The 20,921-nt window shown below is 68.1% G+C and carries 15 protein-coding genes; 4 read left to right on the forward strand and 11 right to left on the reverse strand.

Going from position 1 to position 20,921, the window contains the following annotated elements; genetic code table 11:
* Positions 1-45: 45 nt before the first annotated feature.
* The 4 genes from VD997_16820 to mfd are packed head-to-tail and all read right to left on the reverse strand — an operon-like array spanning position 46 to position 7,614.
* Positions 46-1,398, reverse strand: a complete 1,353-nt coding sequence (locus VD997_16820; GenBank protein ID HYE63656.1) for a hypothetical protein — start codon at positions 1,396-1,398, stop codon at positions 46-48.
* A gap of 21 nt (positions 1,399-1,419) precedes the next feature.
* Positions 1,420-3,210 carry a tetratricopeptide repeat protein gene (locus VD997_16825; GenBank protein HYE63657.1) on the reverse strand — a complete coding sequence of 597 codons (1,791 nt, stop codon included), beginning with the start codon at positions 3,208-3,210 and terminating at the stop codon, positions 1,420-1,422.
* Positions 3,210-3,965, reverse strand: coding sequence for a phosphate signaling complex protein PhoU (gene phoU, locus VD997_16830; protein ID HYE63658.1), 756 nt, complete (start codon positions 3,963-3,965; stop codon positions 3,210-3,212). Before phoU ends, VD997_16825 begins: the two co-directional genes overlap by 1 nt.
* Before the next feature lie 49 nt (positions 3,966-4,014).
* Complete coding sequence (mfd, locus tag VD997_16835) at positions 4,015-7,614, reverse strand: transcription-repair coupling factor (protein HYE63659.1); 3,600 nt, start codon at positions 7,612-7,614, stop codon at positions 4,015-4,017.
* Positions 7,615-7,805: 191 nt separating this feature from the next.
* On the opposite strand from mfd, the gene VD997_16840 reads away from it, so the two are divergent.
* Complete coding sequence (locus VD997_16840) at positions 7,806-8,297, forward strand: hypothetical protein (GenBank protein ID HYE63660.1); 492 nt, start codon at positions 7,806-7,808, stop codon at positions 8,295-8,297.
* On the opposite strand, the gene VD997_16845 is transcribed toward VD997_16840, so the two are convergent.
* The 6 genes from VD997_16845 to VD997_16870 form a co-directional block, all read right to left on the reverse strand.
* Positions 8,294-9,865 carry a hypothetical protein gene (locus tag VD997_16845; GenBank protein HYE63661.1) on the reverse strand — a complete coding sequence of 524 codons (1,572 nt, stop codon included), beginning with the start codon at positions 9,863-9,865 and terminating at the stop codon, positions 8,294-8,296. The genes VD997_16840 and VD997_16845 overlap by 4 nt on opposite strands.
* Before the next feature lie 36 nt (positions 9,866-9,901).
* The gene (locus VD997_16850; protein HYE63662.1) at positions 9,902-11,701 is read right to left on the reverse strand and encodes a glutamine--tRNA ligase/YqeY domain fusion protein; all 1,800 of its coding nucleotides are present in this window, start codon (positions 11,699-11,701) and stop codon (positions 9,902-9,904) included.
* A 66-nt stretch (positions 11,702-11,767) separates the two neighbouring features.
* Positions 11,768-12,139 (reverse strand): HepT-like ribonuclease domain-containing protein, encoded by a 372-nt coding sequence (locus tag VD997_16855; GenBank protein HYE63663.1) that lies wholly within the window; start codon positions 12,137-12,139, stop codon positions 11,768-11,770.
* Positions 12,129-12,431: a nucleotidyltransferase family protein gene (locus VD997_16860; GenBank protein HYE63664.1), complete on the reverse strand. Its 303-nt coding sequence runs from the start codon at positions 12,429-12,431 to the stop codon at positions 12,129-12,131. The genes VD997_16855 and VD997_16860 overlap by 11 nt, the downstream gene beginning before the upstream one ends.
* 55 nt (positions 12,432-12,486) lie before the next feature.
* Positions 12,487-14,112: a hypothetical protein gene (locus VD997_16865; GenBank protein ID HYE63665.1), complete on the reverse strand. Its 1,626-nt coding sequence runs from the start codon at positions 14,110-14,112 to the stop codon at positions 12,487-12,489.
* A gap of 214 nt (positions 14,113-14,326) precedes the next feature.
* Entirely contained in the window at positions 14,327-14,473 is a 147-nt protein-coding gene (locus VD997_16870) for a hypothetical protein (protein ID HYE63666.1), read from the reverse strand.
* A 366-nt stretch (positions 14,474-14,839) separates the two neighbouring features.
* Between VD997_16870 and VD997_16875 the strand changes: the two genes are divergently transcribed.
* On the forward strand, positions 14,840-17,023 hold the full coding sequence (locus VD997_16875) for a hypothetical protein (protein HYE63667.1): 2,184 nt from the start codon (positions 14,840-14,842) through the stop codon (positions 17,021-17,023).
* A 210-nt stretch (positions 17,024-17,233) separates the two neighbouring features.
* On the opposite strand, the gene VD997_16880 is transcribed toward VD997_16875, so the two are convergent.
* The gene (locus tag VD997_16880; GenBank protein HYE63668.1) at positions 17,234-18,616 is read right to left on the reverse strand and encodes a hypothetical protein; all 1,383 of its coding nucleotides are present in this window, start codon (positions 18,614-18,616) and stop codon (positions 17,234-17,236) included.
* A gap of 333 nt (positions 18,617-18,949) precedes the next feature.
* Here VD997_16880 and VD997_16885 point away from each other — a divergent pair, with 333 nt between their 5' ends.
* Both VD997_16885 and VD997_16890 read left to right on the forward strand, forming a co-directional pair.
* Positions 18,950-19,894 carry a hypothetical protein gene (locus VD997_16885; GenBank protein ID HYE63669.1) on the forward strand — a complete coding sequence of 315 codons (945 nt, stop codon included), beginning with the start codon at positions 18,950-18,952 and terminating at the stop codon, positions 19,892-19,894.
* 253 nt (positions 19,895-20,147) lie between these two features.
* Positions 20,148-20,789, forward strand: coding sequence for a hypothetical protein (locus VD997_16890; protein HYE63670.1), 642 nt, complete (start codon positions 20,148-20,150; stop codon positions 20,787-20,789).
* Positions 20,790-20,921 lie beyond the last annotated feature (132 nt).

A 20,921-nucleotide genomic window follows, 5' to 3' on the forward strand; every position in this document is an offset into this window, starting at 1 on the left:
AGCCCAATGCACACCCAGGTCCAGACCCAGCTCATGAGGCTGAGCTTACCGGCGCTCGACAGGAACATCGGGCACCACGAGCTCCCCGTTGCAGACTTCCTCGATGTCCACCGTCGATTCAGCGTGCATGGGGTCGGCCCGCAGAACGACGTCAACGCGTTTGGCACCGAAGTCCGCGGGCATCAGACCGCCTACCCCGTACCCGATGGGCTGGCTCGCGGTGACGCTCGCGATCCGCCACTCCTTGACGGTGCCATCGGGCTGCCGCTCGACCGCGAACGCGGTGAACGCGACCGGCATTGGGACGCTGGAGAAGAACACCGTGAGATCAAGGGAGCGCTGCTCCTTGTCAAACAGCTTGTAAGGCGCGCTGACGCGCAGGGTGGCCGATTGGATCCTGAACTGCTCGCGCAGCTCGGGGCGGTCCACCATCGTCACCGAGGACCGACCCCGTGGCAGGACCTCGACGAGCTGCTCGTGGGTGAGCTCGTAGCGCTCGCTGCCGATGCTGAGACGGGTGACCGCCGCGGCCTTCCAGGTCCCGGGCGCCAGGGGCGTGTCGCCAACCTGCACGAGACCGCCAAGTGACGCGGCGCCGGCACCGCCGATGATCAGGCCGCCGCCGCCGGGGACGCGTTTCGTGACCACAGCCCCTCCGGGCCCGGTAAGTACAACGTCGATTCCCTTCACTTCGATTCGATAGGTGGCATTCGCGGCCCCGCGGCCCGGGAGATACCGCAGCCGGTACGGCAGGTTTTTCCCCGACTCGACGCGACCACGCAGCTGCAGCGTTGGTTGGCATTGGTTGAGGACGAACTGCCGTTGTTGCTCGGGCGAGAGCTCGCCCGATGCATGGGCGTCCATTAGCAGGTCGCCCCAGAGCGGTGCCCATTGCATGCTCGGATCGCCCTGGCGCGCGAGGCCGTGCAACACGAGGGTTCGGAACTGTTCGATAGGAAGGGTTCCGCCGGCGCGCCTCGCCAGCAACTCCTTCAGCACCCCGTCATCCGGAGGCCCCGCGCTGGTCGCCTGCTGCACCAGCAGCCAGTGAGGTTTGACGGTGTTCCAGTCGAACCGAGCCGCGGCGCTCCAGATGGCGAGGCCCGCGGATCCCAGCCCGAACAGCAGCAGAAGACCGCCGACGACAAGGAACCCGGGGCGTTTGCGGCGTGCGCCGTGCTGGATCACGCCTTCGTCGAGCAGGCCCGCGCCGCACTCCGGGCACACGCCTTCACCGCCCGCGAGCACGCGCTCCGCGATGCCGGCGAGGTCGAACCCGCAGCGGCCGCACACCGGGCGCGTGTCGATCCGCTTGCCCCGCAGCCCTCGCCAGAGCAGGTAACCGCCGAGGATGATCCCCGACCCGCCAAGCCACAGGACCCACAGCCACGTGTTCACGCCGCCAGCGTAGCGGATTGCTCAGCGGAGCGAGCCGGCGCACGCGCGCGACCAGAGGCCGCGCAGCATCGCGGCGAAGCGGTCGGCGTACCCGGGCTCGTCGCAGATGGGTGACGCGAGCAGGCATGGGCGCAGCGTGCGGCGGAGCTCCGCGCGACGTTCCACATCACGGGCCAGCGGGACCGCGGTGGCGATAAACTCCTCTTCGTCCGCCGCGATGAGTTCCTCGAGCCCCACGTTGGTGAGCAGCGACACGCCCACGCGCGACGCGTGCATCGGGCCGGCCATGGTGACGACCGGCACGCCCATGTACAGGGCGTCGCAGGTCGTCGTCGTTCCGTGGTAGGGGAAGGTGTCAAGGGCGACGTCCACGCGCCCGTAAGTCGCGAGGTGCTCGCGCATGCTGGCCTGCTTGGAGACGAGCTCGAACTGCTCGGGCCGGTAGCCCAGGCCAACGAGACGCGCCCCCATGGACTCGCGGATCTCGGCCTGGATGAGGCCGTGGTTCTTGAGGAGCAGGCGCGATCCCGGCACCGCGTCCAGCACACGCTTCCATCGCCGCAGCAGCGGGTCGTTGATCTTCTGAAGCACGTTGAACGAGCCGAAGACCACGCCGCCCTCTGCGCCGCCGGTGCCGCGCAAGTTGGGCGTCAGCTCCGGCTGCGGAGCGTCGATGGGGGGGCGGTAGCACAGGAAGCTCGGGTCGAGCCTTACGAGCTCCTCCACGCAGTGGCTCTCGCTGCTCGGCGGGTCCGTGAGAGTGTCCACCACGCGAAAGTCGATGGTCCGCAGCCCGCTGGTGGCGGGGTAGCCGAGGTACGTGACCTGCACCGGCGCGGGGCGGTACTGCATCACCGCGAGGCGGCTGCTGTCGGTGTGGCCGCTCATCTCGATGAGGATGTCCACGTTGTCGCGCCGGATCGCTGCGGCCATGTCGGGGATCGAGAGCTGCGCGATGTCGCGCCACAGGTCGGCCTTGCCGCGCAGCCGCTCGGTCACCTTGTCGACGGTGAGCGTGGTGTAGTAGCAGGCGAGCTCGAGGTCGCGCGGGTGCCGCGCCTTCAGGTGCTCCAGCAGCGGCTCAAAGAAGAACGCGACCGAATGCGTGCGGAAGTCGCCGGAAAGAAAGCCCACGCGCACGCGGCGGGCGGGGTAGGGGTTGCGCACCGGCGGGCGGGCCGGCGTCGGCACCACGCGCTCCATGATCTCGCCGAAGCGGCGGTGCGCGCCCACGACTTCCGCGGGCGTGACGCCGGCGAGGTACGTGGTGGTCTGCGCCACGCCCGAGGCCACCGCTCCGTCGAGCGGGCGCAGCTGGGCCGTCTCGCGCATGAGGGCGTACGCCTCTTCACCGCGCCCGGTGTTGATGTAGGCCGCGGCGAGCGTGCTGCGGAGATCGCCATCAGCGGGCGTGTGCCTCAGCCCCTCGCGGCACTCGGCGATCACCTCCGCGAACCGGCTGTGCTGGAAGAGGATCTCGCACATCCCCGCACGGGCCTGGGCGTGCCCGGGGTCGACCTTGAGGGCCGCCCGGTAAGCGGCGGCGGCCGCGTCAGCCTTGCCAAGGTTGAAGAGGGCGTTGCCGTGGAACACGTGCAGGTCGGCGGTGCCCCCCAGCTCCGCGGCCCGTCCGGCGTAGAACGCGGCCTGATCGAGCTGCCCCGCCTGGTTCGCGGCGATCGCCAGCAGCCGGTGCACCTCCGGGTCGCGCGGCGTGCGCCGAAGCTGCCGTACCAGCAGCTGGCGGGCCCGCTCGTGCTCGCTGCGGGTCAACAGCTCCGCGGCCTGCTGGAGGGGCGTGGGCTTCAGCATCACTTCTTCGCGGGGGCGCGCCGCTTCTCGTGGCGGATGATCTCGCCAGTGGCGAGGTACACGACGTCCTCGGCAACGTTGGCCATCAGGTCGCCCACGCGCTCCAGCTCGCGCCCGACGCGGTAGACGTACATGCCGGTGGCGAGGTCGGCGTCGCTCTTGCCGCCAACCTTCATCATCTCCATGACCTCCTCGAACAGGCGGCGGTCCAGGGTGTCGATCACCTTGTCGGCGGTCACAATCTGTCGCGCAGCCTCCACGTCCTCGTCCATGACCGCCTGGATGAGCGAGTGGCACAGCGCGGGCACACGCTGGCCGAGCTCGGTGAGGGAGGTCGGCCACTTGATGGCGGCGGGCGCACCCTCGCGCTGGCGGGCCTCGGTGATCTTCTTGACGGCCTTGGCCACCGACGACGCGTGATCCGCGACGCGCTCGAAGTCGGCGTTGGCCCGCAGGATGAAGGTGAGCACGCGGAAGTCGCGGGCGAAGGGGTGGTGCAGCGCGAGGATCTCGTACGTTTCCTGCTCGATCGCGACCTCTTCGCTGTCGATGCGGTCGTCGCTGAGCCGCACGTTCATCGCGGCGTCCAGATCGAGTGGCCACAGCGCCGCCATAGCCGCCTCGAGCATCGAGACCGCCATCGTGCCCTCGCGGAGCAGTCGCCGCTTGAGCGCCAGGATCCGCCGGTCGGTGGTGAAGAGTGGGGCCCCGGGCTGGGGCGGCTGCTCGAAGGGCGGGGTCGGGGTCTGGCTCATGGTGGCTCCGGGTGGCTGCGCCATCTTAACAGTGTCGGGCCTGCGTGCGTCAGCGTTTCTTCCTGTCGGCATCGCGGCGCATGGCGTCGGCGAAGCTCAGCGACTTCTTAGCGCTTCCTTGACCGTCGGTGGCGGGGGCGGCCACCGGCGAGGCGGTGGGCGCGGCGACCAGACGCGGCTCCATCAGCCGCCGCTTGAGCACCGCCACCAGCGTGGTCGGCTCCATGTACTCCTCGGGCGGGCGGAAGTAGACCTCGCTGAGCTCGCCAACCTTGGGCGGCAGCACGCGGACGGTCGCCTCCTCGGCAGCGCGGGTTGCGGAGTTTGCCCGCAACCGCGACGCCACCGGCCCCGGGTCGCTCGCGAGCAGCACCACGTCCTTCTCGCGGATCGTGATGGTCTTCACCCCCAGCGAGTGCGCCAGCACCCGCACCTCCGCGAGGTCCAGCAGCCGCTCCGCGGCCTTGGGCGGGTCGCCGTACGCGTCGACAAGGTCCTTGCGGACCTGCGCGAGCGACTCGAGGTCTGGGGCTGTGGCGAGACGCCGGTACGCCTCCAGACGGCGGGCGTCGGAGGGGATGTACGACTTCGGAATAAGTCCGCTGACGCCGATCTCGATGCTGGTCTGGCTGGGCTGGGCGGGCTGCGGCTCGTTCTTCAGCGTGTGCACCGATTCCTCGAGCAGGCGGCAGTACATCTCGTAGCCCACGGCCGCGATGTGGCCCGACTGCTCGGCGCCCAGGATGTTGCCCGCGCCGCGGATCTCCAGGTCGCGCATGGCAATCTTGAAGCCCGCGCCCAGCATGGAGTACTGCTCCACGGCCTTGAGCCGCTTCTGCGCGACCTCCTTGATGGTGCGGTCGGGCGGCAGCAGCAGGTAGCAGTACGCACGGTTCTTGCTGCGGCCCACGCGCCCGCGGAGCTGGTGCAGCTCGGCCAGGCCGTAGCGGTCGGCGTCGTCGATGATCATCGTATTGGCCGTGGGGATGTCGATACCCGACTCGATGATGGTCGTGGACACGAGCACGTCGGCCTCGCGGCGCATGAACTTGAGCATGACGTCCTCGAGCTCCTTGGGCTCCATCTGGCCGTGGCCGACGACGATGCGGGCGGCGGGCACGAGGCGGCGGACGTTGTCGGCGACGGTGCGAATGTCGCCGATGCGGTTGTGCACGTAGAAGACCTGGCCGTCGCGGGAGAGCTCGCGCTCGACCGCCTGCTGGATGCGGCGGGCGTTCCACGGGATGACCTCGGTCACGATGGCCCGCCGGTCCAAGGGCGCAGTGGTGAGGCTGGAGATGTCGCGGATGCCCAGCATCGCCATGTGCAGCGTGCGCGGGATGGGTGTGGCGGACATCGTGAGCACGTCCACCGTGAGGCGCAGGCGCAGCAGGGCCTCCTTGTGCTCGACGCCGAAGCGCTGCTCCTCGTCGACGATGACCAGGCCAAGGTCCGCGAAGTGCACGTCCTGTGAGAGCAGGCGGTGCGTGCCGATGATGAGGTCAACGTGCCCCTTGCGGAGCGAGGCGAGCACCTCACGGACCTCCCTGTCGCTCTTGAAGCGCGAGATGCTCTCGACGCGGAACGGGTATCCCGCAAAGCGCGAGCGGAACGTGCGCTCGTGCTGCTCGGCCAGCACCGTCGTCGGCACCAGCACCGCGACCTGCTTGCCGAACTCGCAGGCCTTGAACGCCGCGCGGATGGCCATCTCGGTCTTGCCGAAGCCCACGTCGCCGCACAGCAGGCGGTCCATGGGGCGGGGCGAGGTCATGTCCTTCTTGATGTCGGCGATGGCCGCGAGCTGGTCGGGCGTCTCTTCGTAGGGGAACTCGGCCTCGAACTCGCTCTGCCACTTGGTGTCGCCGGGGTACTGGATGCCGGGCATGTGCTCGCGCGCGGCCCGGACGCGGAGCAGCTCGCCCGCCAGGTCGCGGACGGACTCGGCCACCTTCTCCTTCTGGTGCTTCCACTTGACGCCGCCGAGGGTGGAGAGCGGTGGCTTGCCCGCGAAGCCGCCGATGTACTTCTGCACCTTGTCGATCTGCACCGCGGGCACGTGCAGCTTGGCCTTCGCGGCGAACTCGAGGGTGAGGTACTCCTCGGGCTGCACCTCCTGTTTCGGTGCGCCGGGCGCCACTTTGGCGGGCACCTCGCGCGGCTTCATCAGTGTGAGGCCGACGTAGCGGGCGATGCCGTGCTCCACGTGCACGACGTAGTCACCCTCCTGGAAGTCCAGGAAGGTGTCCATGGCCCGCCCGCTCTTGATGCGGCCGGCGCGACGGCGGACGGTGAAGCGGTTGAGGAGCTCGTGGTAGGGGACGATGGCAACGGAAAGTGGCAGAGTGGCAGAGTGGCCAAGTGGCAAAGTGCCTCTAGCCCTTTCATCACTCTGCAACGTTGCCACTTCGCTACTTTGCCACTTCTCCGAGCCACTGCCCCACACGAACCCTCGGTGCAGGTACCCCTGCGTGCGCTCCACGCGCGCGGCGCCCTCGCCGCCGAACTCCACCAGCAGCTCGCCCAGCCGCTGCAGCTCGCCCTTGTTCTGGCACGTGACCAGCACGCGCGAGGCGATGGACATCGCGACCAGCTCCCGCACGGCCTCGCTCACGTCCTTGCTGAAGGCCGGCAGTGCGGCGGTGGGCAGTTCGACGCGAACGTCGGCACTGGCTGCGCCGGCGGAGAACTGGTTGAGCTCAGCGAGGGCGTGGAACCGCGTCTCCAGCACCTTGAGCACGGCCGGCGGGCCGATGACGCTCCCGCCGTCCACCACGCGTTCGAAGTAGCCGCGCCCCTGCTCCACGACCTCCATCGTCTCGGCCAGCAGGGCGACGGCGGTGGGGGGGAGGAGCTCCAGGAACGTGACGCTGCGTTCCTCCTTCATCACTCTCGCGACGTCCACCGCGACGAGGTCTACGCTCGCGATGGCCCGGTCGGTGGCCATGGTGTCGAGGTCGATCTCGGCGATGCGGTCGACCTGATCGCCGAAGAAGTCGAGGCGCACGGGCGTGGCCGCGCTGGAGGAGGACGCGAAGGCCTCGCCGGCGCCCCCGCTGCCGGTGGGAGGGAAGACGTCGAGGATGCCGCCGCGCACGGCGAAGTCGCCGGGCTCTTCCACCGCCTCGACGCGCCGGTACCCCGCGTTTCCCAGCCACTCGACCAGGCCGGTGAGCGAGACGGTGTCGTCTTTGCGGAGGGTGCGCACGAGCGCGGGCATGCGCGCCGGGGAGACGACGTACTGCATGAGCGCCTGGATGGGCGCGATGATCACGGCCGGCTCGCCGCCGCGCTGCACGAGGTCGAGCACGCTCTTCACCACGCTCAGCCGCTCGGCGAAGAGCTCGAGCGAGATGTTGGTCTCGCCGGGGAGCGTTTCCATCGCGGGCAGCCGCAAGGCCCGCACGCCCGCGCCGGTGAGCTCGTCCAGGGCTTCGTCGGCGTCATCAACGTGGGCCAGCACCAGCACGACGGAGCGGCCGGTCGTGCGCATCACGGCCCCGGCCGTGAGCGCGACCACCGCGCCCGAAGCGCCGGTGGCGACGACGCGCCGGCGGCTCTCCAGCTGGGCGCACAGGCCGCGCACCGACGGGTCTGAGGCGATCAGCCCGACGAGGTCGATCGGTGCTGCGGTGGGGCCTTGCTCCGGCAACCGAGGGCTCCTGTGCTTGACGAAACCAAAAACGCGCGCAGGCGCGAGCACCGGCTCGGTTTCCCAAGCCGGTGTCTCGCTGGAACGTGCACGGGAGATGATAGGTTCCCATTGCCCCACGCCCCAATCGGGCCAGGCTCCGGCTCGGGCGGCAGCAACCCTCGACCCTGGCTTCCTACTAACCTCTCGCCGTGCCCGCCGAGTACATGTGCCCATCCTGCGCCCGCCTTGTTGGGAGACGCGACAAGTTCTGCGATGGCTGCAACACCGACCTGCGGAAGTCGCGCCCGAAGCGTGTCCAGGGCACGAAGGACAGCCCGCTCGCGCTGATGCGCTCGGCGTGGGTGGTCTGGCTGCTCGCGTCGGTGCTGCTGTTCCTCCTGGCCCACGCGGGCGCGCTCGGCCCCGGGTGGGCGCGTGCGTACAGGTGGACCTTCATCGGCTCGCTCTCAATCGCCTCGCTGCTCGTGCTCGCGGCTAAGGCCTCCGAGGGGCTGGTCGAGCTGGTGTACTTCTGCATCGACTCGCGCTGGTTCTTCCGCGACGACCCGCTGGACAAGTGGGTGTGCGTGATTGCCGCGCTGGCGCTCGAAGGCCTCGCGTTCATGCACCTCATCATCAGGCCGGGGATGCCGCCGGGGTGTGTCTTGGTGGCCTTGAACTGTGTACGACGCGGCGGTTAGTCCGGCTGACTTCCGTACCCCGAGATCGACCGGATCACACGGGCCAGCACGCTGCGTGACGCAAGGAACCCAAGGATGTTCTGCAGGTTCTCCACGACCTTGGGCAGGTCCATGAGGAGTGTGTCGTTCGCGATGATGGCGTCCCAGTCCAGGCGCGCCGGGTCGGCGCCGGGCACGCCCAGTGACCGCATCGTCAGCAGCGCCTCATGGGCCATGATGCCGTAGCACACGGTGGTCGGGTGGATGCCGTCGAGGCTGAAGAGGCCGCCGCGGTGCTTCTCCTGCATCTTGCGGAAGTCAGGCTCGTCGGGCATCGCTGACTTCACGTTGATGTAGCGCGTGTCCAGCAGCACGCGCTGGCGGCCGTCGACATCATCGGCGAACACCCGCCAGGCGGTCTTCGGGTTGCGCCTCAGGGCGCCCACCATGGCCTCGGGGAAGCGGTAGCTGGGCACGCCGTCGTTGCGGCGGAACGCCAGGCCGTCAAGCACGCGGCAGAAGTCCACAATCCCCCAGCCGTGCCGCGCAGCGGTCTCGCGAATCAGCGTGTTGTAGCCGTCGATGGTGCGGTCGATGGTCTCGGCGTCCTCGCGGGTGAGGTGCGGGTAGGCGTGGGGGTCCTCGCAGAAGTCGTCGTCCCACACCCAGAAGTGCGTGTAGTACTCGTAGTAGCCGCGGACGCGCTCGGGCACGCGGTGGGCTTTGCCGAACTCACTGCGGGCGTAGGGGCTGATGCCGCGCGCAACCGGCGCGATGGTGACGTGCGGGACAGTTCCGATGATGACCTGGCCGATGCCGCCGGCCCGCTGCATGCCGGTGATGCGGGCGGCCACCCGCTCCAGCAGCACCTTGAAGTGCTCGACCTCCCAGATGTTGCACGTGCGCTGGTGCGCCAGCTTCCGGAAGTCCGCCGACTGGCTCCACCGCACCTCCAGGCTGGTGCACGTGCCCAGCACGTTGTTGGAGCCCAGCGCCAGCAGCAGCGTGCCCACCGGCCCCTGCTCATCGATGAGGCGCTCCACCGCGCCGAGCTGCGTCAGCTCCTCGTAGCGGAACGCGAGCATGGGGTTGAGCACACGGCGCGCCGTGCGGTACATCGCCATCTCGGGAATCTGGTTCTGCACCCACAGCTGGTCGCGCGCGGGCGGCATCGAACGCCGGCACAGCGCCTCGGTCAGCGTGTCGCAATCGCCCAGCTCGAAGCCCCATACCGCCAGGTTGTGGTGCAGCGGGCCGGTCGCGCTCTCGCCCGCGCCGGCGCCTCGCTCCCAGTAGTCCTCGACGCCTCCGAGCATCCTGCCGATGGTGCCCAGCGCGGCCGTGTACTCGCCGATGTTGATGTGCGTGCCGTAGGACTCGCCCAGGCGGCGGAACAGCCGCTCGAGGTTCACCGGCAGCCCGCCCTCACCCGAGAAGTCCGGCACGCGGAAGTCAGCCTCCGGCCCGCCGACGCTGAGCCCCAGCGCCCGCGCCATCATCGCCGGGTACGACCAGTCGGCCCGCGAGATCGCCCCGCTCTGGAACCCCTGCGTGAGGCTGTCACCCACCGCGACCAGCGTGTTCGCCATGGCCGACAGTCTACCGGCAGGCAAGCCGCTTGCCGGTCATGCCTTCCCCGCCTCCTTCGCCCACGTGTCCTTCAGCGTCACCGTGCGGTTGAACACCGGCTTGCCCGGCCCCGAGTCCGGGTCCACGCAGAAGTAGCCCACGCGCTCGAACTGCACCTTGTCCCCGACCTTCACGTTGAGGGCCGCGGGCTCCAGGTGCGCCGCGGGAATCACCTCGAGCGAGTGCTCGTTGAGGTCATCCATGTAGTCGCCAGTCTTGGCGCCGGGCTCCTCGGTCTTGAAGAGCCGGTCGAACAGCCGCACCTCGGCGGTCTTGCCGTGCGTGGCGGAGACCCAGTGGATCGTGCCCTTCACCTTGCGGGGCGGCTCGCCGTTGGGACCGGGGGGCGCGTCACCGCCGCGGGTGGCGGGGTCGTACGTCGCCCGCACGGCCACCACGTTCCCTGCGGCGTCCTTCTCAACGCCCGTGCACGTGACGAAGTACGCCCACCGCAGGCGCACCTCCTGGCCCGGCGCGAGGCGGAAGAACTTCTTCGCCGGCACTTCCATGAAGTCCTCGCGCTCGATGTAGAGCTCGCGGGTGAACGGCACCTTGCGGGTGATGGCCGCGCCGCCGCGGGCCACGTCCTCGGGGTTGTTTACAGCTTCGAGCTCGTCGACCTTGCCCTCCGGGAAGTTCTCGATGATGAGCTTCAGCGGCCGCAGCACGCCCATGAAGCGCGGCGCCGTCTTGTTGAGGTGATCCCGCACGGCGTTCTCGAGGCGGCCGACGTCGATCACCGAGTTCTGGCGCGTGACCCCGATCTCCTCGCAGAAGGCCCGCATCGCCTCGGGCGTGAAGCCGCGCCGCCGCACGCCGCTGAGGGTGGGCATGCGCGGGTCGTCCCAGCCCTTGACCCTGCCCTCGGTGACGAGCTTGAGCAGGAAGCGCTTGCTCATCACGGTGTAGGTGAGGTTCAGGCGGGCGAACTCGATCTGCTGCGGGTGGTGGATCTTCTTGCCCCACGGGCCGCTGCCGTCCTCGGTGCGGCCTTCGTTGATCGAGTCGATGAACCAGTGGTAGAGCGGGCGGTTGTTCTCGAACTCCAGCGTGCAGATGGAGTGCGTGATGCCCTCGATCGAGTCTTCCAGGCAGTGGGCCCAGTCGTACATGGGGTAGATGCACCACGTGTCGCCGGTGTTGTGGTGGCTCTCGTGCACGATGCGGTACATCACCGGGTCGCGCATCACGAAGTTGGGGCTGGCGAGGTCGATCTTCGCCCGCAGCGTCTTCGCCCCGTTGGGGAACTTACCCGCGCGCATCTCGCGGAACAGCCGCAGGCTCTCCTCGGGGGCGCGGCCGCGGTGGGGGGACTGCGCCGGCACGCTGGGCGTCCCCCGCAGCTTGCTCATCTCCTCGGCCGTGAGGTCGCAGACGTACGCCCGCCCCTTCTGGATGAGCTCCTCGGCCCACGCGTACATCTGCTCGAAGTAGTTGCTGGCAAAGTGCAGCCCGCCCGCGTGCGGGCCGGTGTCGAAGTCGCCTCCCAGCCACTTCACGTCGCGGATGATCGAGTCGACGTACTCCTGCTCTTCCTTGGCCGGGTTGGTGTCGTCGAAGCGCAGGTTGAACCTGCCCGCGTACTCCCGGGCCAGCCCGTAGTTCAGGCAGATGCTCTTGGCGTGCCCGATGTGCAGGTACCCGTTGGGCTCGGGCGGGAAGCGCGTGTGCACCCGCTGCCCGTACTTCCCGCTGGCGTTGTCCTGGTCGATGATCTGCTGGAGGAAGTGGCGCGGTGCAGCCGCAGGACCGGAGGACTCGCCCGGAGAAGCCTTGGAATGAGCGTCGGATGACATAGCCCCGATGGTAGGAGCCCGGTTTCTGGAGTTCGGTAGCTATCGGGAGCGCAGCGGGCTTGGCGGTCAGGCTCGGGCGTCCCACTCCGCGAGCACCTTCTCGATCTTCGATACGAGGTCGGGCAGGTCAACGGTCACGGTGTGCCACAGGCGGTCTGCCCTTACGCCCCAGTAGACATGCACCATGATCTGACGGACGCCGACAACATCCTTCCACGGAAGTTCCGGAAGCCGCATCCGCGCGGCCGGGCTGATTTTCGAAGCAGCCTCACCGATCTCCTGAACGCAACTCATGAGCGCCCGCAAGAGCAGCCTGCTTGATTGCAGGTCCTCGATCGTCTTGCCCGCCACAAAACCCATTGCTTCTCTCGCGGCCTCGAGCATGTGCAGATATCGCGTGCGATCGTCGGGCTCGCCGCGCTGTGCCTTACGCGGCATACTGCACCGCCGCCAATCGCATTACTTCATCCCGGAAGTACCGCGACAGTGTTTCCGGCTCGTGGAGGTCGACCGTCCGGCCGAACATTTCGGACAGGTCCTGCTGCATCCGCCCCAGCTTGAACAGGCCAAACTTGGCCTCGGGCGGGAACTCCACGAGCACGTCGATATCACTTTGGGGCCCGAACGCCTCGGTAAGGATGGAGCCGAAGAGCGACAGCCTGGCCACGCCATGCTCACGGCAGAACGCGGCGATGCGATCAGGGTCGAAGTAAATCCCGTGCAGGACCATACAGGAATGGTACCACCGCACGGGACCTTCAGGCACGCGCCCCGCTGCAGAGGCGCTAGCACCCATGCCCCCCGACCACCCTGAAGAACGCCTCGATGTCCTGGTCCGTCCCGGCGTTGCCGTCGTTGTTGAAGTCCGGGCTGCCGCAGAGGGCGCAGCAGTTCCCGCCGATGCACGCGAAGAACGCCTCGATGTCCTGATCGGTCGCGGTGTCGCCGTCGTTGTTGAAGTCCGCCGAGCAGTGCATCACCCGCGGCAGGTCCATCCGCACCACCGTGATGTCGAAGCTCGGGGCATCGGCCGACAGCGGGTCCGGCGCCGACTCGCCCACCACCAGCAGCGCCCGGCGCGAGGCGTCGAGCTTGAGGTCCTTGCCCCGGTACGACCGCGGCGTCGAGCCCACGTTCCCGTACCGGAACGACCACCCCGGCGTCCCGTCGCTGATGCGGTACTGCTGCACGACCCAGTCGATGTCGGTGTAGCTGAACGAGGGGCCGTTGCCCGCGGAGATCAGCACCACCGCATTGCCCTGCCCGTCGGCCACGATCCCCTGGCAGGTGTCTGACGTGACCCCCGGCCCCGTCCAGCGGCGCGACCACCGCTGCACGCCCGCCGTGTCGTACGCCACGAGCAGCACGTCCTCGTCGACCGGGAAGTTCCCGTCCTCGAAGACCTGCGTCATGATGACGATGCGGTCGCGCTCATAGTCGAACAGGGTCTTGACAGGCCGCTGCGAGTCCCCGAACAGCCCGGCGAACGACCGCTTCCACGCCATCGCCCCGCTCGCGCCCGAGAGCTTCATGAGCCCCGTGTCCCACTGGCTGGACTGCCCGCCGCGGGCAAACACGACGAACAGGTTGTTGGCGGGGTCCACATCCAGGTGCGTGGTGCCGTTGAAGTGGTGCACGTCCTCGGTGTCGCGGAACACCCACTGCCGCTGGCCCTCGACGTACTTGATCACGGTCGTGCGCAGGCCCGAATCAAACGTCGGCGCGATGCCCGTGAACCCCACCACCACGAGGTTCCCGTCCCGGTCGATCTTCGCGTCCATCACCACGTCCGGCGCGTTCATCTGGAACGGCTCCGACGGGACGTGCTCGAAAATGTCCGTCCACGTGACCTCGCCGGTCGAGGGATTGAGGGCCACCGCGTACATCGCGGTGTCGTGCCCGAACACGCCGTTGTGCGTCGTGCCCACGACGTAGACCTCGCCGCCGGGCCCCACCAGCACCCTCGTCACCTGATCATCGAGCCCGAAGAAGTTCAGCTGCCGCTGCCACACCAGCGTGCCTTCGGGCGTGTACTTGGCCACCATCCCGTCGAACTCGGTGTCCTCATCATCGATGAGCCCGCCCACGATCACGTTGTCCTCTGCATCAGTCGCGACCGTCACCGCCCGGTCGAAGGTGATCGTGCCGCTCCCGTCCAGCCGCCGCTCCCATTGCCGCCCACCCGGCCCGTACTTCAGCGTGATGAACGCCTGCGACTCGAAGTTCGCCGGCGAGCTCGCGGCCACCACCAGGTTCCCCTGCCGGTCCAGCACGCTCGCCCACGCCAGGTCCACGCTCGAGTCCGGCCCGTTGTAGCGGTCTTCCCACACCGGCGTCAGCTGCCCCATTGCCGCGCCCGCCAGACCCGAGACCACCGCCGCCGCCAGCCCATGTTGACGCTTGAGGTTCATGACGCACTCCATGCCCGCCCGCCCCCAGCAGGCGCGGCCAATCGCAGCAGTTCGCCGCCGCCGCAGGCCCAAACCACCCGGCGGCACGCGGCGGATCCGATCCACGCACCCACTGATGTCCCATGCGACGGACGCATTGCACCCGTACGACCGAGATGCCTTCATCTCGGTGCTTGACGCACCCGTGCCACCGAGATGTCTTCATCTCGGTGCTTCACCCGGTTGAACTATTCGTGACCTCAAAGCACCCCGGCTCAGCAGCCCTCGCCCAGCACCCAAAGAACGCCTCGATGTCCGCATCGGTCCCGATGTCCCCGTCGCCGTTGAAGTCCGCCGTGCACGGCAGCGTGACGATGAACAACCCGGGGCTCGCATCCGTGATGCTCCCAATGGTGGTGTTGTGTTAGTCGAGAGCATCAAGCCGCACGCAAACCCACCAACGCGCAACCCTGCAACCCGTCCTTGCAGCACCGGAGGAAGAACTATTGGAAAAACCGCCCGTTCCGGTATGCTACCGGCCGCCTCGGCATTCTCCCAGGCGACGGCAGGGGGACCGAGGTCAACGCCCCGTTACCGCGCCACCGAGATGTCCCCATCTCGGTGCTCGGCCGACGCTCGACAACTCACATCGCGGCCACCCTCTTCCGGCCGCGTCTTCCTCCGCAACACGCACAGAAGAGCGTTACATCCAGCCCCGTCTCTCGTGGGTCACAGGAGTCCTCCGTCCATGCCGCACCGCACCACCGCCCTGCTCGCCGCACTGTCCGCCACCAACGCTGCGCTCGCCCAGTGCACCCTCGAGCTCGTCGACCGCGGCGAGCTCGCGGGCGTCAACGGGGTCGTGCACTCCTCGACGCTGTGGGACACCGACGGGGACGGCCCGCTGCCGCCAATCGCCGTGTTCGCGGGTGAGTTCACGCAGGCCGGCAACGCGCCGATCTCGGGCGTCGTCGGTTGGGATGGGCAAGACTGGGTCGCGCTCGCCCCTAACGCCACCAATGTCCTGAAGGTCGTCGCGACAGGCGCCGGCCTTGCCGTGCGCGGCTCGGTCGCGGGCATCCCGACCCCCCTCGCCCTCTGGGACGGCGAAGCATGGAACGCCGTTGGCACGCCCACCGACATCATCACGGATCTCGGCACCGACGGCGAAGGCAACCTCATCGGCGCCGGCCAGCTATGGCTTCCCGACGGCTCCAGCGTGGGCCTTGCTGTATGGACCGGGTCCGCATGGACGCCGCTGGGCGTCAACCCGCCGAACTTCGTTGCATACCTGACCCAGTTCAACGGCACCCCAGTGGCCCTGCACTCCGTGTTCCAGTTCTGCGGGCCGAGCCGCTTCCGTACCTTCCACGCGTCCCGCCCCATAAGCGGCGCCTGGCAGCAGTTCGGCGGATTCCAGTGCATCGACTACTCGCCGTTCGCCTCCACCGTGCACGACAACCAGTTGTGGCTGCTGGGCAAGCGCTTCGACGCCGCGTTCACCCAGGTCACCGAGGTGCCTTACTCCAACTTCTGGTTGCCGGGCTTCCAGGCGCGGGCGATGGCGAGCCACAACGGTCAGGTCTTCGTCGGCGGTAACCTCACCGGCAGCCAGAACGAGTTTCACGCAACGAGCGAGTCCAGCCAATGGAGCTCGGGCCCGCTCACCGGCGGCGCGATCAACACGCTGCTGCCCTTCGACGGAAGCCTGATCGCCGGCGGCACCTTCACCCAGGGCCAGGGCGTCAACCCCTTCGAGTACTACTCGAAACCGCAGCAGATCGGCTATCACGAAACCACCGGCATCCGCCCGCTCCGCGGCACCGACGGCGCTCCGCGGTTCTTCAGCGTGGTGGATAACACCCTCTACGCAGGCGGCGAGTTCACCTCGCTCAACGCCGGCAGCGCGCCACTGGTCTCCTTCGACGGCACGCAGTGGCACGCGGTGGCCAACCGCGCCACCGCCCACCTGTTCGCCGCGGCCAAGTTCAACGGCGAGCTGTACGTGGCCGCGCACACCTACAACCCCATCGTCGGACAGCTCCACAGGGTCACCGGTGGCCAGACCGTCCCGATCGGCCCCGCCGGCCCGGTGTACCGCGACCTCGTCGTGCACAACGGCGTGCTCTTCTGCATCGGCTCCGACATCTCGCAGTTCGACGGCGCCTCATTCACCGCGACCGATGCGCTCGCCGACGGGGCGCCGCCCTACGCCCTCGCAAGCACCGCGGTTGAGTTCAACGGCGACCTGGTGGTGGCCGGCAACTTCGGCTCTGTCGCTGGCGTGACTGCCAGCAACGTTGCACGCCGCATCAACGGAGCGTGGCAGCCGATGGGTGCCGGGCTCTTTGGGTCCGTGAATGACCTTGCCATTTCCCATGGGCAGCTGCTCGCCGGGGGGAGGTTCTCTCTTACCAGCGGCGGGCCCCTGATCAGCCTCGCCGTGTGGAACGGGGAAAACTGGAACGCATACCCCGACGCTGTGATCAACGGCCCCGTCAACGCCATCGTGCAGCGCCGAGCCGAGCTTGTCATCGGCGGCAACTTCACCCAGATCAACGGCCAGCCCATCAAGCACCTCGCGGCCACCACCGGCGGCCCGTGGACAGCCTTGGCCGATCTCGACGCGCAGGTGACTGCACTCGGTGTCCATGGCGAAGACCTCCACGTCGGCGGCCGCTTCACCACACTCAACGGCAGCCCCGCCCACTCCTACGCCCGGTTCTCGACGCCGTACGGCTGCTGCCCCACCTCCGACTTCAACAACGATGGCGACATCGGCACCGACCAGGACATCGAGGCCTTCTTCGCGTGCCTGGGCGGCACCTGCTGCCCCACCTGCGACTCCGCCGACTTCAACCACGACGGCGACATCGGCACCGACCAGGACATCGAGGCCTTCTTCCGGGTCCTCGGCGGCGGCACCTGCTGATTGGGTGGAGCACTCACTCGTGAGTGCTGAAGGCCTTGGGTGGAGCACTCACTCGGTGAGTGCTAACGGCCTTGGGTGGAGCACTCACTCCGTGAGTGCGCACGGCCGCGCTTCGCGGCCGTGCTCCTCAGACCCAACGAACACGAAACGAAGAGGGCCGCCCCACCCGGGGCGGCCCTCGTTTGTTCCAATCACTGACTCAACGAACGCTCAGCACGTCCCCCCGCCCAGAACGCGGAAGAACGCCTCGATGTCCTGGTCCGTCCCCGCGTCACCATCCCCGTTGAAGTCCGAGCCCAGGTACCAGCAGCTCGGGCAGCACGTCCCGCCAAGGCACGAGAAGAACGCCTCGATGTCCTGGTCGGTCCCGAAGTCGCCATCGCCGTTGTAATCCTGCGAGCCGCACGGCGGGCACGAGGTCCACGCCGCGAGCTTGGCCGCGGCCACCGTGCCCACGCTCGTGAACGACCCGCCCACGAACATGTTGCCCTCGTGCGTGAACAGCTTGAACACGGACTGGCCCGTGGTCGGGACCCCGCCCGCGTGGGCGACCCATTGGTTCCCGTCCAGCCGCGCCATGCGGTTGAGCGGGGTGGGCGGCGTGCCCGCGGAGTTCACGAACGTCCCGCCCGCGTACAGCTTCTCGCCGCTGCCGTCGTTGAAGGGAGTCAGGCTCCACACGCGACCTGTCGTGTTCTGCCCCACCGCGGTCCACGTCGTGCCGTCCCACTTCGCCGTCTGCTGCAGCGCGCCGTTGACCCGCATGTTGGTGCCGCCCATGTACAGCGCGCCGTTCCACGAGATGAGCGTGTCCACCTCGGCCGTGATGATGGTGTTGCCCAGGTTCGTCCCCACGGCCGACCAGGTGGTGCCATTCCACCGCGCCACGTTCAGGATCGTCTGCCCGTCGATGCTGTTGAACCGCCCGCCGATGTACAGCTGGGGCCCGCCGCCCATGCCGTCATCGTGGATCACCATCGCCGTGACCAGCGGGTTGATGCTGCCGGCCGACGAGGTCAGCGTCGGCATGCTCGAAACGATGGGGGTCACGGTGGTCCCGTCGTACATCCCCACGTGCGCCGCCGGCGCCCCGTTGAGCGTGTCGAAGCTGCCGCCGAAGAACAGCCGTTCCCCGAACCCGATGTTCCCGCTCACCATCGACCACACCGAGGTAACCCCGTCAGGATTCCAACCGGTCACAATGGAGTGGTACTGCGTGCCGTCCCAACGGGCGATGCTCTTGGTGTCGGTCACGCCCCCGGCGTCATGGAAAAACCCGCCGATGATGAGGTCGCCGTTGAACACCGCGAACGACGTCCCGAACCCGTTGCTCAGCCCCAGCCCCATGCCCCCTCCGATCGACGACCACGTGTGCGTGGCCGGGTCGTAGTGCGCCAGTACGGCCGTGCCCGGCACGCCCGCGGTCGTGAACGACCCGCTCACCGCGAGCCCGCCGTTCCAGGGGATCATCGCGCCCACATACCCGTCCAGGGCCGCGTTCCCGTGGGAGCCGTCCCAGTGGGGCGTGCACTGGGCCATCACCGAACCCGCCGCCGCCGCCAGCACGCCCACGCCAATCAGTACATTCCGCATCGCTCTCTCTCCAATCGTGTGTGAAGTACAACCAACGGCGCGAACGCGCCTCCGGAACCCACCCCTACGCGGCCGCCCCCACCCGGTTCCTGCCTCCAACCTTGATCGCCCGGAACCTTCAACTGCCCTCGGCGTCCGAATGACATGCGCACCCTCATGTGGGCACTGGTTGTCCTTTGCTGCTTCACGCCGTCCATTTCCGCCCAGAACAGCCCATCCGAGCCGCGTGCTGCTGTGACACTCCCTCCCCCTGCACCCGGCGCTCCCAAGGCCGCCATCATCACGATCGGGGAGCGAGACCGCGACATCGTCGGTATCCATATCACTCACGAAATGATCGCGAAGATCGCCGAGATACTCGAGCCTGAACTCGGCAAGGATCAGAAGGGGATCGTCGTTCTCCGCATTCACTGCATCGGCGGTGATGAGGGCATCGCACGGGAAGTCGCAGCGCTGGTACGCAGCCGGCTTGGCACACAATGGAGGACCGTCGCCTGGATCGACAAGGCAAACGGCGCCGGGGCGATCGCCAGCTACACCGCCAAGGACTTCGTTTTCACAAGGGAAGGTTCGATGGGGCCGCTGGGCGGCTTCGCCGGGCACGGTCACGGCGGAAAAGCCCGCGGCCGTCAGGCCTTCGATCAAGCGGTGGCCAAGGACGAGGAGCTTTCGGTGCAAGTGGGGCGATCCCCGCTGCTATTGCGATCCATGCGCACACTCGCGCCGTTGTCCGCGGACATCGGCGATGATGAAACAAGGTTCTTCCCGGACGCCAAGACCGGCAAGTTCCTCGTGAACCGTTCGGGCGAGTTCCTGATTCTCAATGCACACGTTGCCGCGTTCATCCGCTTCTCGGCGGGGACGGCCGACGCGCTGGCTGAACTCGCCCGCGTTCTCGGCCATGAAGAGCTCGACTGGGTCGGTGACCGCACGCGCGCGACTCCCACCGAGCCCTGGCCCGTCACTCAGGCGGAGCAGTGGAATAGAGAAGAGCGAGCCCGGATACACCGGCAAGTGGAGCGGCTCGAAACACTCTCCAGAGAACTCAACACCAATGTCCGCGATGCGGCGAGCAGGCTCCGGGACGAACGCACGCTGCCGATCAAGCGAGCGAAGGCCGCGCTCACCGAAATTCGACAGCTTGCTACCGACCATCCGCTGCTTCTCACCTTCACACTCGGATACCAGAGCCTTGCCGAGTTCGACGAAGTGCACGACGAGCTCCTCCGGAGGCTCGATGCACTGCGCGGCCCGGCGCCGGTACCGGCGTCCAAGTGATCATTAAGTCCCCGGCCCGTAGGCACGCTCCCATCATCGCAAGCGCCTGGCGGAGTGATGGTTAGGGCCTTCCGCCCACCCGAATTCCAGCCCCACCCTGCAATCGACCACCCCCACCCCCGTTCTGCTTGTGGCGAGGCTAGCCAGCACTAACCCTGGCCCGCCCCCACCAGCACACAACCCGGCGCGGGACACCAAAACGGCTCAAACCCCGCCCGCGCCGGAAGGTCCAAAAGGTCAGAAGGAGTCAGCCATGTTCGCCCGCTTCAGCCCCAAGCTTGGTCGAGTCCTCACCCTCAAGAACACCCGCAAGGCCGGCCTCATCGCCCTCCCCCTCATCGCCGCCACCTTCATCGCCCCCTACGCCCTCGCGGACGGCCCCCGCGACGACGACCGCCGTTCCCGCAGCGAAGACTGCTGGGAGCGCAACCGCGACTGGCGCCACCGCGACAACGACTGGCGCGGCGACTGGCGCGACAAGGACCACGACCACCATGGCGGGCGCGGCGGCGGCACCATCGTCATCCGCCCCGAAATCGTCATCGGCCGCCCCAGCAAGCCCGACGTCGTCGTGATCGAGAAGCACTACCCCCGCCGCCGCGTCGAAGTCGCCCCCTACGAGATCGCCTTCAAGGCCTACCAGTCGCAGGACCGCATCATCGTGAACATCGAGGGCGCTAACCGCACCTCCGGCTTCGACATCAAGCTCACTTCGCCCGAAGAGGGCCTGATCGAGATGTGCAACCTCGCCCCCGCCGACAGCTGCGCCCAGATGATCACGCCCTTCTGCCTCACCGCGTCCATCAGCGCCTGCCGCCCCATGCACTGCGTGAAGGTCTGTGTCGCGGGCCGCACCTACACCGTGCCCGTGACCCAGTCGCAGAGCCTCTCGTAAACGCAGCTACTCTTCATGACAACGCCGCGGGGCCCGACCAGCCCGCGGCGTTTTCTCATTTCCTCCACTCCTCTACTCCTCCGCTCCCCCTCCACCTCCGCGTCCCCGCGTCTCCGCGAGAGATTCCTACCC

It is taken from the genome of Phycisphaerales bacterium (assembly GCA_035627955.1).
Lineage (GTDB): Bacteria > Planctomycetota > Phycisphaerae > Phycisphaerales > UBA1924 > JAEYTB01.